General features: G+C 72.0%; 9 protein-coding genes. 1 reads left to right on the top strand and 8 read right to left on the bottom strand.

Annotation, left to right across the window (positions count from 1 at the left end; all coding sequences use genetic code 11):
- Positions 1 to 56 precede the first annotated feature (56 nt).
- From ACIHFD_RS65675 to ACIHFD_RS65645, 7 genes are read right to left on the bottom strand one after another with little or no spacing between them, the layout of a single operon-like run.
- Positions 57 to 851 carry a 4'-phosphopantetheinyl transferase gene (locus ACIHFD_RS65675; RefSeq protein WP_397375592.1) on the bottom strand — a complete coding sequence of 265 codons (795 nt, stop codon included), beginning with the start codon at positions 849 to 851 and terminating at the stop codon, positions 57 to 59.
- A complete protein-coding gene (locus tag ACIHFD_RS65670) occupies positions 848 to 1,696 on the bottom strand; it encodes a metallophosphoesterase family protein (RefSeq protein WP_397375591.1) in 849 nt (282 codons plus the stop codon). Before ACIHFD_RS65670 ends, ACIHFD_RS65675 begins: the two co-directional genes overlap by 4 nt.
- The gene (gene vioD, locus ACIHFD_RS65665; RefSeq protein ID WP_397375590.1) at positions 1,693 to 2,829 is read right to left on the bottom strand and encodes a capreomycidine synthase; all 1,137 of its coding nucleotides are present in this window, start codon (positions 2,827 to 2,829) and stop codon (positions 1,693 to 1,695) included. The genes ACIHFD_RS65670 and vioD overlap by 4 nt, the downstream gene beginning before the upstream one ends.
- A 6-nt stretch (positions 2,830 to 2,835) precedes the next feature.
- On the bottom strand, positions 2,836 to 5,484 hold the full coding sequence (locus tag ACIHFD_RS65660) for a penicillin acylase family protein (protein ID WP_397375589.1): 2,649 nt from the start codon (positions 5,482 to 5,484) through the stop codon (positions 2,836 to 2,838).
- A 22-nt stretch (positions 5,485 to 5,506) separates the two neighbouring features.
- Entirely contained in the window at positions 5,507 to 6,055 is a 549-nt protein-coding gene (locus tag ACIHFD_RS65655) for a phosphopantetheine-binding protein (protein ID WP_397375588.1), read from the bottom strand.
- Positions 6,056 to 6,073: 18 nt separating this feature from the next.
- On the bottom strand, positions 6,074 to 11,605 hold the full coding sequence (locus ACIHFD_RS65650; protein ID WP_397375587.1) for an amino acid adenylation domain-containing protein: 5,532 nt from the start codon (positions 11,603 to 11,605) through the stop codon (positions 6,074 to 6,076).
- Positions 11,602 to 12,960 carry an MFS transporter gene (locus ACIHFD_RS65645; RefSeq protein WP_397375586.1) on the bottom strand — a complete coding sequence of 453 codons (1,359 nt, stop codon included), beginning with the start codon at positions 12,958 to 12,960 and terminating at the stop codon, positions 11,602 to 11,604. Before ACIHFD_RS65645 ends, ACIHFD_RS65650 begins: the two co-directional genes overlap by 4 nt.
- 152 nt (positions 12,961 to 13,112) lie before the next feature.
- On the opposite strand from ACIHFD_RS65645, the gene ACIHFD_RS65640 reads away from it, so the two are divergent.
- The gene (locus ACIHFD_RS65640; RefSeq protein WP_397375585.1) at positions 13,113 to 14,321 is read left to right on the top strand and encodes a cytochrome P450; all 1,209 of its coding nucleotides are present in this window, start codon (positions 13,113 to 13,115) and stop codon (positions 14,319 to 14,321) included.
- Here the strand turns inward: ACIHFD_RS65640 and ACIHFD_RS65635 are convergent.
- Complete coding sequence (locus tag ACIHFD_RS65635) at positions 14,318 to 15,163, bottom strand: BTAD domain-containing putative transcriptional regulator (protein WP_397375584.1); 846 nt, start codon at positions 15,161 to 15,163, stop codon at positions 14,318 to 14,320. The genes ACIHFD_RS65640 and ACIHFD_RS65635 overlap by 4 nt on opposite strands.
- Positions 15,164 to 15,274: the final 111 nt, after the last annotated feature.

The raw sequence follows: 15,274 nt of genomic DNA, 5'->3' as shown, positions 1-15,274 counted from the left end.
GTCAGCGTGGCCTTCCAGTCAGGCCCGCGCAGGTTGATGCTGTCGGTCCCGCTCTACTACTCGGGCGACGAGGCCGGCGGCAGGTTCGCCGTGGTGGGGGGGGCCCGGGGGGGGGCCCCCCCCCCCCCCCCCCCCCCCCCCCCCCCGCCCCCCCCCCCCCCCCGCCCCCCCCCCCCCCCCCCCCCCCCCCCCCCCCCCCCGTCAATGGTGACCGTGGTGACCACCAGCCCACCCTGCACGGCGAAGCGCCCCGTGAGCTCCCGCAGCCGCTCACCGGCCACGAAAGGCCCCGGCACCAGCAGGCGAGCCGCGAAGGACCCGTTGGCCTCCTCGAACACCACCTCCACGGCGTCGAAGTCGAGGAACGACCCGGCCAGCGGATACCACGCCTTGTACACCGACTCCTTCGCGCTGAACAGCACCCGGTCCCAGGCGATCCGCGGGTTGCCGCCGGCCAGCCTTTCGAGCCTGGCGCCCTCCGCCGGCGTGGCCACGAGCTTCAGCACCTCGGAAGGCAGCGGACCATGCGGCTCGGCGTCGATGCCCAGCGCGAGCAGGTCGTCCGTTCGCGCCACCGCGGCGGCCCGGTAGCCGGCGCAGTGCGTGATGCTGCCCACCACCCCCTCCGGCCAGCGCGGCGCGCCACGCTCACCCTTGGGGATGCCGACCGGCGGCAACCCGAGCCGGACGAGGCCGGACCGGGCCAGGTGGCGCCCGGTCGCGAACTCCTGGCGGCGGCCGCGCAGCGCCCGCGTCACGCAGACCACCTCCTCGGGGTGCAGCGGCGCCCCCGGCGCGTCGCCGTACGCCTCGGCCGCCGCCACGACGGGCGGGAGCAGCCGCTCGATCACGACGGCTCGACGGGAAGGGGCAGCACCTGGCGCGGCCCGGTGCCGTCGACCCCGCCGCGCCTGGACCACTCCCGCGGATAGCCCACGGAGACCTCGATGTGCGGCACTCCGTCGTGCCAGGTGGTCCTGCGGATGTGCAGGTGGCCGTAGACGACCGCGGCGGCGTTGAAGCGCAGGTGCCAGTCCGCGGTGCGCCGCGTGCCGCACCACTGCGCGAACAGCTGGTGACGCAGGACCCGCGTGGGATCGCGCACCAGCGGGAAGTGGTTCACCAGCACCGTGCGAACCCCGGGTCCGAGCTCGGCCAGGCGCTCCTCCATCTCCTTGACGCGCGCCTCGCACCAGGCTTCGCGGCTCACGTACGGGTCGGGGTGAAGCAGCAGCTCGTCCGTGCAGACGACACCGGACTCGTACGCCCGCGCGAGCGCCTCCTCCTTGGTCGTCGTCCCCTCGGGCAGGAAGCTGTAGTCGTACAGCAGGAACATGGGCACCACCGTCACCGGCCCGCCGGGCCCCGTCCAGATCGGGTAGGGATCCTCGGGGGTGACGACGCCCAGCCGGCGGCACATCTCGACCAGGCTCCGGTAACGGTCCTCGCCACGCGGGCCGTACACGTCGCCGGGCAGCGTCCACAGCTCGTGGTTGCCCGGCGTCCAGATCACCTTGGCGAACCTCTCGGTGAGCAGCCGAAGCGCCCACTCGATCTCGCGGGGCCGCTCCGCGACGTCCCCGGCCACGATCAGCCAGTCGCCCGGGGACCCGGGCTCCAGGTCGAGGAGCAGCCTGCGGTTGTCCCTGTGGCCGACGTGGAGGTCGCTGACCGCCAGGAGCCTGGGGCCGCTCACCGCGCCTCCGAGACCGGCACGCCTTCGAGCAGCGCCCGCCGTACGCTCGACAGCCCGGCCGTCAGCTCCGCAGTTGTGCCGCCGAAGCCCAGCCGCGCGTAGCCGGTGAAGGCGTCGCCGAAACACTCGCCGGGCACCAGCAGCACCCTGTCCCGCTCGGCCAGCCGGCGGCACACGGCGGTGGCGTCGGGGTGGCCGGGGAACTCCACGAACGCGGTCACGCCGCCGTCGGGCGGGTTCACCCGCACCAGGTCCGGGAGCTCCGCCGCCCAGTCGCGCAGCAACCGCAGGTTGCCGTGCGCGTGCTCGCGCTGCATCGCGACGATCCGGTCGGCGTTCCTGACCGCCTTCTCGGCGAAGAACTCCAGGACCGGCGAGACGTACAACGCGATGTAGTCGCGCAGCACCGCCATCCGGGACAGCAGCCCGGGCGGCGCGAGGCACCAGCCGACCCGGAGCCCGGCCAGCCCGTAGCTCTTGGAGAACGTGCCGAACGTGATGCACTTGTCGTAACGGCCGAAGGGCAGCGGGAGCGGGTCGGCCGTGTACGTCAGCTCGCCGAAGGCGTGGTCCCACACCAGCCAGGCGCCGGCCTCGGCGGCGATGTCGATCAGCTCCTGCTGTTGCTCGCGCGTGATGGAGACGCCGGTCGGGTTGTGCGGGAAGTTGACCACGATCATCTTCGGCCCGGTGGAAGCCAGCTTCCGCAGGAGCGGCAGGTCGGCGGAGAAGCCTTCCTGCGCGCGCAGCGGCCACGGGGTGATCCGGCAGCCCATCCCGGCGGCGATGTCGTACAACTGCTGGTAGGCGGGATCGACCACGATCACCTCGTCCCCCGGGTCCAGCAGCGTGTGCATGACGATGTAGATCGCCTCGCTGGAGCCGTGGGTGACCATCACGCCGTCCACGTCGCCGCCCGTCCACCGGTCGGCCAGCGCCGCCCGCAACGCGCCGCCGCCGAAGCACTCGCTGTCATGAAAGATCATCGAGCCGAGCTCGGACAGGTCGAACCCGCAGATCGTCCTCAGCTCGTCGATGGTCAGGTCACGCACGCCGCTGCTGCCGATGTCGTGGTCGACGTTGTGGTAGTAGAGGCGCATCCACTCTTCGAGTTTCGCGATCGCGAGCTTCATGAACGGTCATCCTTTACCGGTCGGTGCGAAGGTGAGGACGTGCTCTGCCGCCGCCTCGATGCTCTTCCTCCTCCAGCGCATGGGGGTGTCCTGTCCCGTACGCCAGAGCTCCAGCTGGTCGTCGAAGTGGGGATGGAAGGCGTGCCCGGAGGTGCCGGCCAGCAGGACCCATCGCGACCCATCCGGATCGGACAGGTCGACGATCATTCGCATCGTGGGCACGAAGACGACGTCGTCGTACCCACCCGCGGCCGACCAGCTCGTGGAGTTGACCGCGTCGCCGCCGCCCGCGATCGGCACCGGGCCGCGGTTGAACAGCCACTCCACCGGCGCGATGCCGGACTGGCCCGGCCCGTAGCCCCGCAACGTCAGCGTGTGCAGGTCGCCCCAGCGCCAGGCGGCCGGGTCGGGGCCGAGCCGCGCGGTGAGCTCGGCGGTGGCCTCGTCCATGGCGGCGGCGAGGATGTCGGCCATCGACTCCCTCTTGCCGGTGCGCCGGTCGTCCCACCACGGTGACCCGGGAGACTTCAGCAGCGCGGCCACGACCTCCCACCAGCGGTCGCCGTTGCCGGCCTTGCGGTCCTGCGGCAGCTCGTCGAAGGTCCGCGCGAGCAGGCTCCGCCAGGTCGCGTTGTAGAAGGCCGCCGCGGCCGAGTCGGTGCTCTGCTGGAAGTCCCAGCCCTTCAGCAGGTCCCGCGCCTTGGCGACGGCGCCGTCGTTCAGGGGAACGGCCAGCAGGGCGGGCACCACGGCGGCGGCGCCGCCGTTGAGGTTGTCGGACTGCATCCGCCGCATGTCCGCCACGCCGATCTTCCCGCGCGCCGTGCGTTCGGCGATCAGGTCGAGGATGCGGCGGCCGCGGTAGCCGTACGTCCAGTCGGTGGTGATGACGTGCCGGTAGGACGGCCCGGCCACCGCCTGGTTGGCGGTCACGATGACGCCGCCGGGCGGGTCGGACAGCGTCGGCAAATCGGCGAACGGGATGAAGCCCGTCCAGTCGTACGCGGGGTCCCAGCCCGGGACCGGCCAGGATCCGTCACCCTTGCCGCGGACCGGGATGCGTCCCGGGGCCTGGTAGCCGATGTGGCCGTCCACGTCGGCGTAGACCAGGTTCTGCGCGGGCTCGTCGAAGAGCGCCGCCGCCGCCCGGAACTCCGTCCAGTTCGCCGCCTTGTTGATGCCGAAGAGCGCGTCCATCGTCCGGCCGGGCTCGGACGCCGTCCAGCGCAGCGCCACCGCGTACGGCTCCGCCGCCGCCGGCGCGGGCACCCCGGGCTCGCCGGTGTCCAGGCTGGGCAGCGGCCCCGGCGTCAGGCTCGGCAGCGCTCCGCCCGACGGGTCCAGGGGAGGCCGGGCCGCCACCCCGAGCATGTCCGCCCGCCGGTCCGACAGCAGGGGACCGTGCCGCGTGGCGCGCACGGTGATCGTCACCGGCTCGCCGCCCGCCACCTTGATGACCTCCTGCCGCGAGTCGAGCGCGCGCCACGCCTTGCCGTCGAAGTACCGCTCACCGTCGACTTTCTCCAGGTACAGGTCGGACACGTCGGCGGGCAGGTTGGTCAGCCCCCAGGCGATCCGCTCGTTGCGTCCCGTGACCACGCCGGGCAGGCCGGGCATCGTGAAACCCTGCACGTTGTACGCGCACGAGCACCGGAGCCCGATCTGGTACCACGTCCCCGGCAACGACGCCGCCAGATGCGGGTCGTTGGCCAGCAGCGGCTTGCCCGACGCCGTCAGCGCGCCGCTCACCACCCAGGAGTTCGAGCCGATGCCCGCAGTATCCCCGCCCGCGCGGAGCGGAAGTGAGCGCAGCGCGTCGAGCGCGGGGGCCGCCTCCCGCCACACGCGGGCGGGAACCGGCCGGGACGGGGTGCCCGGCGTGTCCACGATGGGGCGGTTCCTCGCGTACGGGTAGGGCGGGTAGAGCTGCTCGATCTGGCGCCTGCTCAGGCCCTGGGCCAGCAGCAGCGAGCGGTCGATCTCGGCGTCCATGTTGCCCAGCAGCTCCCACGCCAGCGCCTTCAGCCAGGCCAGGGAGTCCACCGGGTCCCACGGCTCCACCGTGTAGCCGGGGTTCTGCAGGCCGAGGACGGTGTACTCCAGGCTTTTCGCTCCGGAGGCCGCGGCGGCGCCGTTCGCGGCGATCCAGGCGTTGACGCCGTCGGCGTAGGCGCGCAGGTAGCTTCTCGCCTCGGGTGAGATCCGCTGCCATTCCCGCTCCGCGGTGCGCCGCCAGCCGAGCGTGCGCAGGAAGGCGTCGGTGCGCACGAGCGGAGGGCCCAGCAACTCCGCCAGGCGGCCCGAGGTCAGGTGCCGCCGGTAGTCCATCTCCCAGAAGCGGTCCTGGGCGGTGACGTAGCCCTGGGCCTGGAGCAGGTCCGTGGCCGAGTCTGCGTATATCTGGGCGACGCCGTACGAGTCCCGGAAGACCTTCACCGGCGCGGTCAGGCCGGGCAAGGACAACGTCCCGTCGTACTGGGGGAAGCCGCGCCGCACCGACCACACCGCCAGCCCGGACGCCACCAGCGCGAGCACCACGACCACGGCGCCCGTCCACCGCACCACCCTCCACCACCGGCGGCGACGGCGCGGGACGGGGCCGCCGGGTTCCGGCAGATCGGGACGGGCAGCCGGCCGGGTCTCATCGGGGATCATGCGCACCTGCCCGGAGAGCTCGTCATGCCTCGTCCACGAGCCGCGCCAGCTCGTCGACGGTCGAGGCCGCGAGCACGTCCACCAGCGACACCTCCACCGCGAACACCTCGCGGACCCGGGCGGCCAGCCGGGTCGCCACGATGGAGGAGCCGCCGAGCGCGAAGAAGTCGTCGTGGACGCCGACGTCGCTGACGCCGAGGAGCTCCTGGAAGATCTCCGCCAGGCGCCGCTCCACCGGCGTGCGCGGCGCCACGTGCGCGTCGGCCGGGCCGAGGTCCGCCTCCGGCGTCGGCAGCGCGCTCAGGTCGTAGTCGCCCTCCGGCGTCAGCGGCAGCGCGTCCAGCACGAACAGGTGGTCCGGGATCAAATAGCCGGGCAGCCTGCTGCTGAGGTGCTGCCGGATCCGGATCGTGCCGACCGCCGGGTCCGGGCCGGTGACGTAGCCGAGCAGCATCGTCCGGCCGTCCACGCCGACGTATCCGGTCACCACCGCGCCGCGCACGTCAGGAACGCGGCGCAGGGCGGCCAGGGTCTCGACGGTGTCCACCTGCGGGTCGGTGTGGTTCACCACGATGTTTCCGGTCCCTTCTCAGCGGAGCTTGCCGACGAACTCCAGCGTCCCGTCCGCCCAGCGGCGGCCCAGGTCGCTGGTGTGGTAGTCGCCGAAGCAGATCTCGGCGACCTCGCCGGTCGCGGCCGGCTGTCCCGACGGGTGCAGCAACCGCGCGGGCAGATCGTCGAGCGGCGCGCCGAGCGGCACCCGCAGCGGCGCCGCGTCGAGCTGCCAGTCGTACGGCACCGCGTACGCGGCCAGCGGCCGCCCGTCGAGGCCCATGCGGTAGACCGCCACGTACCGACAGTCCGGCGACAGCCCCCGCAGCGCGTCCAGGTCGTGGGAGATGAGCTCGCCCGAGTTGTCCACGAACACGCACCGCAACCCCGGCAGCTCCGTCAGGTTCCCGCCCGCGGCGATGGTGCGCAGGAGCGGCGCGTCGACGTAGGCGACGCTGATGGAGTTCTCCTTCAGCCATGCCACGAGGCCGTCGAGGTCCCCGGTGAACGAGCGGTCCGGCACGACCAGCGTCGCTCCTGCGTGGAACGCGCTCGTCATCGCCGACACCAGATGGGCGGGGCTGCTCGACACCGCCGCGAACCGGTCGTCACCGCGGAGCCCGAAGCGCTCGACCGCCCAGTCCCGCCGGTCCGCCGCCGCAAGGTCGCCAAGACCCTCGGCAGCGCCGCCGAGGTCGAGCGGGCCTTCACCCACGTCGAGCACCGCCGGGCCCTGCGCGCCGGGCGCGTCCACGCCGAACGCCGCTCCCGCCCGCACGCAGGCGAGGACCGCCGCCACGAACGCCGCCGTGGGCCGCCTGACGATGCTGATCCTCTCCGCGTCGGGAAGCGCCCGCGCGATGTGCTCGGCCGCCGCGGCGAGCCATCCGTAGCTCCACTCGCCGTCCCGGTCCGCCACCGCGACCTGGTCAGAGGTACGGCCCTGCCGTGCCACCGCCAGGTGCGGCGCAGGCAGCACCCGCTCGCCGGGCGTGACCTCGGCCGCCTCCTCCAGCGGATAGTCGAGGATCCCCTTGCCCGGATCGCGTACCACCGCGTTGAGCATCGTGCGCAGGTGCTCCAGCAGCGCGTCCATCATCGGCGCCTGGTACCGTTCGGCGTCGTACTCCAGCCGGAGCTGGAAGGCCCCGAACGCCTCCAGCGCGGTGAAGACGAGGTCGAAGCTGCTCAGCAGCTCCGGCAGCGGCATCACCTCGAGGCCGACGTCGCCGATGCGCCGGATCGGCGGCAGGTCGAACACGTTCAGGACCACCTGGAAGATCGGCGTCCTGCGCGGGTCGCGGGGCACCTGCAGTTCCTTCACCAGCACGTCGAACGGCGTGTCCGAGTGCGTGTAGCCGTCCACCGACACCTGGCGGGCCCGCCGCAGCAGCTCGGTGAAGTCCGGGTCGCCCGACAGGTCGAGGTGGAGCGGCATGGTGTTGATGAAGCAGCCGATCAGGTTCTCCAGCGCGACGTCGGTCCGCCCGCTCACGGAGGTCCCGATCACGATGTCGGACTGGCCGGACCAGCGCCGCAGCACCGTCGCCAGGCAGGCCAGCACCAGCATGAACGGCGTGACGCCGAGGCGGCGGCACAGCTCGTGCAGCGCGACCGTCTGCTCGTCGGTCATCTTCAGCATGCTGCGCCCGCCCCCGGCTCCGAGGTTCAGCGGCGCGTTCGGCATGGTGATCGCGGGCGGCGCTCCGGCCAGGTGGCCGCGCCAGTACTCGACCTTTTCCGCGAGCGCGTCCCCGGTCAGGCGTTCGCGCTGCCAGACGGCGAAGTCGCGGTACTGGACGGGGAGCTCTGGCAGGCCCGCCCGCGCCAGGTCCCCGCCCGACTCGTACAGCGCCAGCAGCTCCCGCCCGAACAGGCCGATCGACCAGTTGTCCGAGACGACGTGGTGCGAGGTGATGTTGAGCAGGTGCTCGGTGTCGCTCAGCCGGACCAGCGTGCACTTGAACAGCGGGCCCTCGGCCAGGTCGAAGGCGGCGCTGAACTGCTCGTCCAGCATGCGCCTGCCGATCTCGAAGCCGTCCTCGGCCGCGGAGAGGTCCACCACGTCGAGCCGCCAGTCGCCCACCTCACCGACCACGGGCACCGGCCGGCCGCCCACGACGGGGAACGTGGTGCGCAGCACCTCGTGACGCGCCACGATCGCGCGGATGCTGGCCTCCAGCACGTCCACCTGGAGCGGGCCGGCGAGGCGGTAGCGGCCGCCGACGTGGTAGGCGGTCTTGGGCCGAAGCTGGTGTTCCAGCCACAGGCGTTCCTGGTCGAAGGAGAGCACCGGCTCGGCGTCCGGCGGCCGTGGCCGGACGATCCGGTCCGGGCTGGCGTCCGTGGCCGCCTGCGCCAGCAGCGCGATCGTCGGCTGCTCGAAGAAGTCGAGTGGCGACAGCCCGATCCCGTCCTCCTGGGCTCTGGCCACGACCTGGATGGCCTGGATGGAGTCGCCGCCGAGCTCGAAGAAGTTGTCGTAGATGCCGACCTTGTCCACGCCGACGACCGTGGCCACGATGTCGGCCAGCTTCCGCTGCAGCGGCGTGCTCGGCGCGACGTAGTCCTCGATCAGTTCGGGCCTGCCGCCGTCCGGCGCGGGCAGGCGCTTGCGGTCGAGCTTGCCGTTGGCGCTGAGGGGAAGCGCGTCGAGCTCCACGAGCGTCGAGGGCACCATGTACGCGGGCAGTCCGCGTTCGAGGTAGCGGCGCAGCTCGGTGAGGGTCGGCGCGGTTTCCGCGCGTGCCGGGACGAAGTAGGCGATCAGGCGGCGGTCGCCGGGCACGGGCTCGTAGAGGGCCACGACGGACTCGCCGACCTGCGGATGCCCGCTGAGCACCGACTCGATCTCCGCGGGCTCCACCCGGAAGCCGCGGATCTTGATCTGTGTGTCGACGCGGGAGACGAACTCGAGGTTCCCGTCGGGGCGCCGGCGGACCAGGTCGCCGGTGCGGTAGAGGCGCTCGCCGGGGTGCGCGGGGTCGGCGACGAAACGCTGCGCGGTCAGGCCGGGGCGGCCGAGGTAACCGCGAGCCAGGCTGGCCCCGCCGATGTACAGCTCGCCGACGCCGCCCGTCGGCACCGGCGCGAGTCTGCTGTTGAGGATGCGCAGATCGGCCGACGGGATCGGGGTGCCGATCGGCAGGTTCGGCCAGGCGAAGCTCTCGCCCGGGTCGAGGCGGAAGAAGGTCGAGCTGACCGTGGTCTCCGTCAGCCCGTAGACGTGCATCAGCGGCACGCCGAGCCGCGGCCACATGGCCAGCCGTTCGGGCAGGACCCGCTCCCCGCCGATGATCACCAGGCGCAGGCAGCTCGGGAGCATCCGGCCCAGCCGGTCGAGTTCGCGTACCCACTCGTGCCAGTACGCGGTCGGCAGCTCCATCACGGTGAGCCGCTCGCGTTCGACGAGATCCACCAGGTCGGCCTCGCCGCTGATCAGGTGCTGGGTCGGGATGACCACCGCGCCGCCGGCCAGCCAGATCGGGAACAGCTCCTCCACCAGCACGTCGAAGCTCGGCGAGGCGAACTGCAGGAACCTGTCGCCGGCGCCGAGCCCGAGGCGCTCCATGATGTCGCGGGCGAACGTCACCAGCGAGCCGTGGTCGATCATGGCGCCCTTGGGCCGCCCGGTCGAGCCCGAGGTGTAGACGACGTAGGCCAGCGAGGCGAGGTCCGGCGGGTCGTCCAGGTCGTGGTCGGCGTGTTCGCCGGTCGCGGGACCGTCGAGGAGGACGGTTGCGGCGGGCGGGTCGGTCACGAGCGGCGCGAGCCGTACCTGTGTGATCAGGACCTTCACACCGGCGTCGGCGAGCATGAAGGAGATGCGCTCGGGCGGATACGACGGGTCGACGGGGACATAGACGCCGCCGGCCTTGAGCACGCCGAGGATCGCCACGGCCAGCTCAGGGGAACGCTCCACCAGGATGCCGACGGGAGTCTCCCGGCCCACATCCCTGGCCCGCAACTCCCGCGCCAGCCGGTTGGCGGCCCGGTTGAGGTCGCCGTAGCTGGTCGCGACCCCGTCGCAGACGACTGCGGGCGCGTTCGGCGCGAGCGTGACCCGGCGCTGGAACAACTCGACGAAGCCGGCGTCCGAGGTCTGCGGCCGGACGGGTGCCACCGGGGCGGCGATCAGCGTCAGCTGCCGCACCGCCGCGTCGGGCACGGCGACGAGCTGCCGCAGGATCTCCTCGAACTGCCCGGCCAGCAGGACGATGGTCTCCCTGTCGAACAGCTCGGTCATGTAGTGCCACTGGAGCTGCAGCGACTCGGGACTCGGGATGGCCGACAGGGTGAGGTCGACCGACACCAGCCCGAGGTCGATCGGCTCCGGCTTGATCCGCAGGTCGGGAACCTCCAGGGTCTCGCCGGGCACGGTGAGGACGTTGATCCACAACCGGCTCAGCGAGGTCTGCGACGCCTCCCGGCCCAGGTCCAGCAGCTCGATCACGCGTTCGAAAGGCACGTCTTGGTGGTCCATGGCGACGGCCATGGACTCGCGTGCCCTCCGTACGACCTCGCGCAGCGTGAGCTCGCCGGTCAGCCGCACGCGCAGCGGGAGCGGGTTGGCGAAGCAGCCGATGACCTGCTCGGTCTCCAGCCGGTTGCGGCCGGACACCAGTGAGCCGACGACCAGGTCGTCCTGTTCGAGGTAGTGGTGGAGGAGGATGGAGCACCCTGCCAGCAGGATGGAGACCAGCGGGGCGTTCTCGCGTTCGCTGAACGCGCCGAGCGCGGCGGTGAGCTCCGCCGGCAGGTTCACGATGTGGACGTCGCCGGCGAACGACGGCCGCGCCGGATACGGCCGGTCGGCGGGCAGCTCGGGCGGCGTCTCGATGCCGTCGAGCGTCCGCCGCCAGTGCTCCAGCTCGGCGGCCACCCTCTGGTCGTCGAACTGCTCGCGTTGCCAGGCGGCGAAGTCGCCGAACTGGATGCCGGGGGCGGGCAGCGGGCCGCCGCCGTTCTTTTTCAAGCCGTACAGGGTGACGAGCTCGCGCACGATGATCGACAACGACCACGCGTCCGAGGCGGCGTGGTCGGTGGTGAACAGCACGACGTGCAGGTCCTCGGCCAGGCGCAGCAGCGTGACCCGCAACCGGTGCGGGTCGCGGGGGTCGAAGGGACGCATGATCTCGGCCTTGCAGTGCCGCCGCACCGCCGCGCGCTGGTCCTGGGACGCGACGTGCGTCAGGTCCACCACGGGAGTGGGCACGGGACCGGTGGGATGGACGACCTGCACAGGCGTGCCGTCATCCTGGAGCTCCACCGTGGAGCGCAGCACCTCGTGACGCTCGACGACCTCCGTCAGCACGCTGCCGAGCAGGCCGAGGTCGAGCCTGCCCTCGATGCGGAAGGCGCTGTTGATGTTGTTGGCCGACCGGAGCCGCTCGATGGCCCATTCCCGCTGCTGCGCGATGCCCAGCGGGGTGGGGAGGGAACGATCGCGTGGCCGGATCCGCTCCTCGCGGGTGGGCTCGCGGGTCGCCAGCAGGTCCGCGACCCGTGACTCCAACTTCGCCCTCTGCTCCGGTGAGAGAGCTGCGATCCGGCTTTGCAGGTCGGTCATGAGGTCTCCCCATCCGCGCGTTCCCGCGCAAGAGCCATTGCCGGTGGATCGGGCTCGTCTTTCGCCGCCGCCTTCTTCGCGCCGCCGGTGGGCCGGTCGGGCAGGGCACGCAGGTCAGGCTGCCGGTAGGCGACCAGCGCCGTCACGATCACGGCCAGGCCGCAGAACAGGATGAGCAGGGCGGTCCCCCGGCCCGGGCCCACCCCGAAGAACGTCCCCACCGAGCCGGTGAGCGGCCCGCCGTCCCGCAGAAGCGGCTCGAAGACCTGGTCGGCCAGCGGACCGGCGAGAGCGAAGGCCACACACTGGACGGTGTTGGCGACCATGTTGAACAGGGCGAACACCCGGCCCTGGATGTCCGGCTCGACCTCGACCTGGAGGATGCCTCTGGCCGTGCCGTCGACGATCGTGGAGAACAGCGAGTAGCCGAAGGCCGCGATCATGATCAGGACGACGCTGGGCCGTACCACTCCCAGGCACATGAACGCGCCGATCGGCAGCGTGAGGCCGGCCAGCGCGTGGATGCGGCGGCGCGGCCCGCCCCAGGCGGCCAGCACCAGGCTGCCCACCACGGCGCCGACTCCCGCGGCCGCCAGCACCACGCCGAGTGCTTCGGCGGAGGAGTAGGAGAGGACCACCGGCGTGATCAGCACGTCGGCCGGGGCGACCGCGACGCCGACCGTGCCGTACAGGACGACGAGCGCCAGCAGGCCGCGGCGGGCCGACAGGTAGCGCCAGCCCTGCCGGATCTCGGCGCCGAGGCCGTCCCCGCCCGTCGAACCCCCTTCGGACCTGCGCCGGTGCGGGATGGAGACGAGCAGCACGGCCAGCATGTTGACGACGAAGGAGGCGCAGTCGATCAGGAGGACGCCGCCGAGCCCGACGCCCATCAGCAGCACGCCGCCCGCGGCGAAGCCCAGGGTTCCGCCGAGGGCCTGGGCCAGGAGCACCATCCCGTTCGCGCGGCCGACCTGCTCCTTCGGCACGAGCAGGATGACGATGGAGTTCATGGTCGGCGCCGTCAGCGCGCGCAGGAGCGACTGGATGCCGACGACGATGAAGATGTGCCACGGCTGGAGCGTCCCGCTCAGGAACAACGCCGCCAGCGCGAAGATCGTGACCGCGGACAGCGCGTTGCTCACTCCCAGGATGCCGCGCCGGCTCCAGCGGTCCACGAGCGCCCCGGCGACCGGCGTCGCCAGGATGCCCGGAAGGAAGCTCATGACGATGATCAGCCCGTACTGGGTGGCCGAGCCCGTCCGCTGGAACACCCATACACCGAGCGCGAGGCTGGTGAGCGAGGAGCCGAGCACCGAGACCAGATAACCCACCCAGAGTGTGGTGAACCTACGCATGAGCGATCGCTCCGTCCGCCGTCGATGGCCGTCGCACGCGCCCATGCTCGTGGATCCGGCAGCCGCCATCACCTCCCCACTTCAGGGGACACACCCGTCGCTTTCCGGCGCGCGTAACCGGTGGCCAACCGCCGCCGCCTACCCTCGCCGCCATGGCGACAGCGCTCATCGACCTCGACGATCTCGACCTGTTCGTGTCCGGCGATCCGTACGCCGCCTGGGCGTGGCTGCGCGAGCACGCGCCGGTCTACTGGAACGCCACCGCCGACGGCGGCTACTGGGCCCTGACCACGTACGCGGACGTGAGCGCGGTCTACCGGGACCCGGTGGCGTTCTCCTCCAAGGACGGCACCGTGCTCGGCGGCTCGTTCCGCAGCGCGACCGACACCGCGACCGGGCAGATGCTCATCTGCTCCGACCCGCCCGAGCACCGGCTGCTGCGCCACCACGTGCACAAGGCGTTCGACAAGCGGATGATGCACGCGGCCGCCGAGCACGTGCGCGCGTACCTCACCGACGCGCTCGACCGCCTCACCGCCGACGGCGGCGGCGACTTCGCCACCGAGGTCGCCCCCACGCTGCCCGCCGGTCTCCTCGCCGCGATGTTCGGGATCGGCCGCGCCGACGCGCTCCATCTTCTCCACCTCACCCGCACGATGATCGGCTTCCGCGACGAGGAGTACGTCAGGGACAGCGGCGAGGCCCTGACCCTGGTCGGCGCCCAGGTGGAGATCTTCGACTTCCTCACCGAACTGCTCGACCGGCGCCGGGCCGAGCCCGGCGAGGACCTGGTCAGCATCCTGCTCGCCGCCGAGACGAACGGGCGCGGCCTGACCGAGAGCCAGATCCTCTACAACGCGCTCAATGTGGCCGTCGGCGGCAACGAGACCACCCCGTTCACCGCCTCGGCGATCGTCGAGACGCTGATCGGCCACCCGGAGGAGGAACGCCGCCTGCACGACGACCCGAGCCTGGTCGGCACGGCGGTGGACGAGTTCTTCCGGTGGACCTCGACCAACGCCTACGTGCGCAGGACCGCCACGAAGGACGTGACCCTGCGCGGGATCCGGATACCGGCCGGGCAGACGCTGACGTTGTGGAACGCCTCCGCCAATCGCGACGAGAGCGCCTTCCCCCACGCCGACCGGCTCGACCTCGGCCGCGCCCCCAACCACCACCTGGCCTTCGGCGTCGCCAACCACCGCTGCGTGGGCATGTCCGCGGCCTGGATGGAGATCACGCTGCTGGTGGAGGAACTGGTACGGCGCCGCCTGCGCTTCACGCCGAGCGGGAAGATCGAACGGCTGGCCTCGAACTTCATGCTCGGCATCAAACATCTGCCGGTCGAGGTGGCGGCCTAGGCGGTCGAGCGCAGCAGCGAGGTGTGGCCGTCCGGCTGCAGCTCGTGCTGCCACAGCCGGGGATCGATGGCCCGCCCGGTGAACGCGCCGTGCGCCGCGCGGGCGTAGAGCCGCCGGGTGGTCAGGTCCGGAGCCGTCTGCAGGTGCCGGCGCAGCCGTACGTCGCACAGCCGGTACCAGCGCTGCACCTGCTCGAGCTGCCCGAGATGGCCGTGGACCAGCATCAGCGCCCGGAACGCCTCCTCGTGGAACGGCTCCACCTCCAGCATCCGCTGGCACCACCTGATGACGCCGACGTGGTCGCCGCGCAGGATGTTCGTCTCCGCCAGGTAGGTCAGTCCGCACAGCAGCCTGCTGCGCAGCCACTCCCGCTGCGCCACCGCCCACTCATACGGTTCATCCGGCAGGAAGTCGCCCGCGTACAACCCGTCGGCCCGCAGGTAGAGCGCCGCCGCCTCCGCCCGGCCGCCGCGCCGTTGCGCCGCGTGCGCCTCGTCGGCCAGGCGGATGAAGAGCTCGAAGTCGAGCGGCACTCCGGCCGCCTCCAGGAGGTAGCCGGACTCGCGGGTGAGCAGGCGCAGGCCCGGGCCGCCCTCCGGCTGCCCGTCCAGGACCTTCCTGAGCATGTGCGCGGCGACCTTGAGCGAGCTGGAGCCCTTGGGCCATGGGCCGTCCGGCCACAACGCGTCGTACAGCACATCGCGCGAGACGATCCGCCCCTGCCGCAGGAGGAGGAACTGCAGCAGGTTGCGGGCCTTGCCCGCCTTCCACCGTCCCACCGGGCGGCCGTCGAACGCCAGCTCGAACGTGCCGAACGTGCGGACAGAGATGCGTTCTTCCACGTCTTCTCCCCGTCTCTCCGGGGACTCGAAGCTACCCGCGGGTGCGGCGGCCGGGGATGTCACATGAAGAAGGGATGCCTGGGAAACGGGGCCGCAGTTCATCCTGTGCGT

The sequence above is a fragment of the Nonomuraea sp. NPDC051941 genome (assembly GCF_044593615.1).
The sequence above is the reverse complement of the archived record's forward strand: the minus strand, read 5'-3'. Positions and strand labels throughout refer to the sequence as shown.

Excerpts from the sequence above, each read along its gene's own strand:
- ACIHFD_RS65640 (WP_397375585.1), top strand. The coding sequence starts at position 13,113 with ATGGCGACAGCGCTCATCGACCTCGACGATCTCGACCTGTTCGTGTCC.
- ACIHFD_RS65660 (WP_397375589.1), bottom strand. The coding sequence starts at position 5,484 with ATGATCCCCGATGAGACCCGGCCGGCTGCCCGTCCCGATCTGCCGGAA.
- ACIHFD_RS65650 (WP_397375587.1), bottom strand. The coding sequence starts at position 11,605 with ATGACCGACCTGCAAAGCCGGATCGCAGCTCTCTCACCGGAGCAGAGG.
- ACIHFD_RS65645 (WP_397375586.1), bottom strand. The coding sequence starts at position 12,960 with ATGCGTAGGTTCACCACACTCTGGGTGGGTTATCTGGTCTCGGTGCTC.
- vioD (WP_397375590.1), bottom strand. The coding sequence starts at position 2,829 with ATGAAGCTCGCGATCGCGAAACTCGAAGAGTGGATGCGCCTCTACTAC.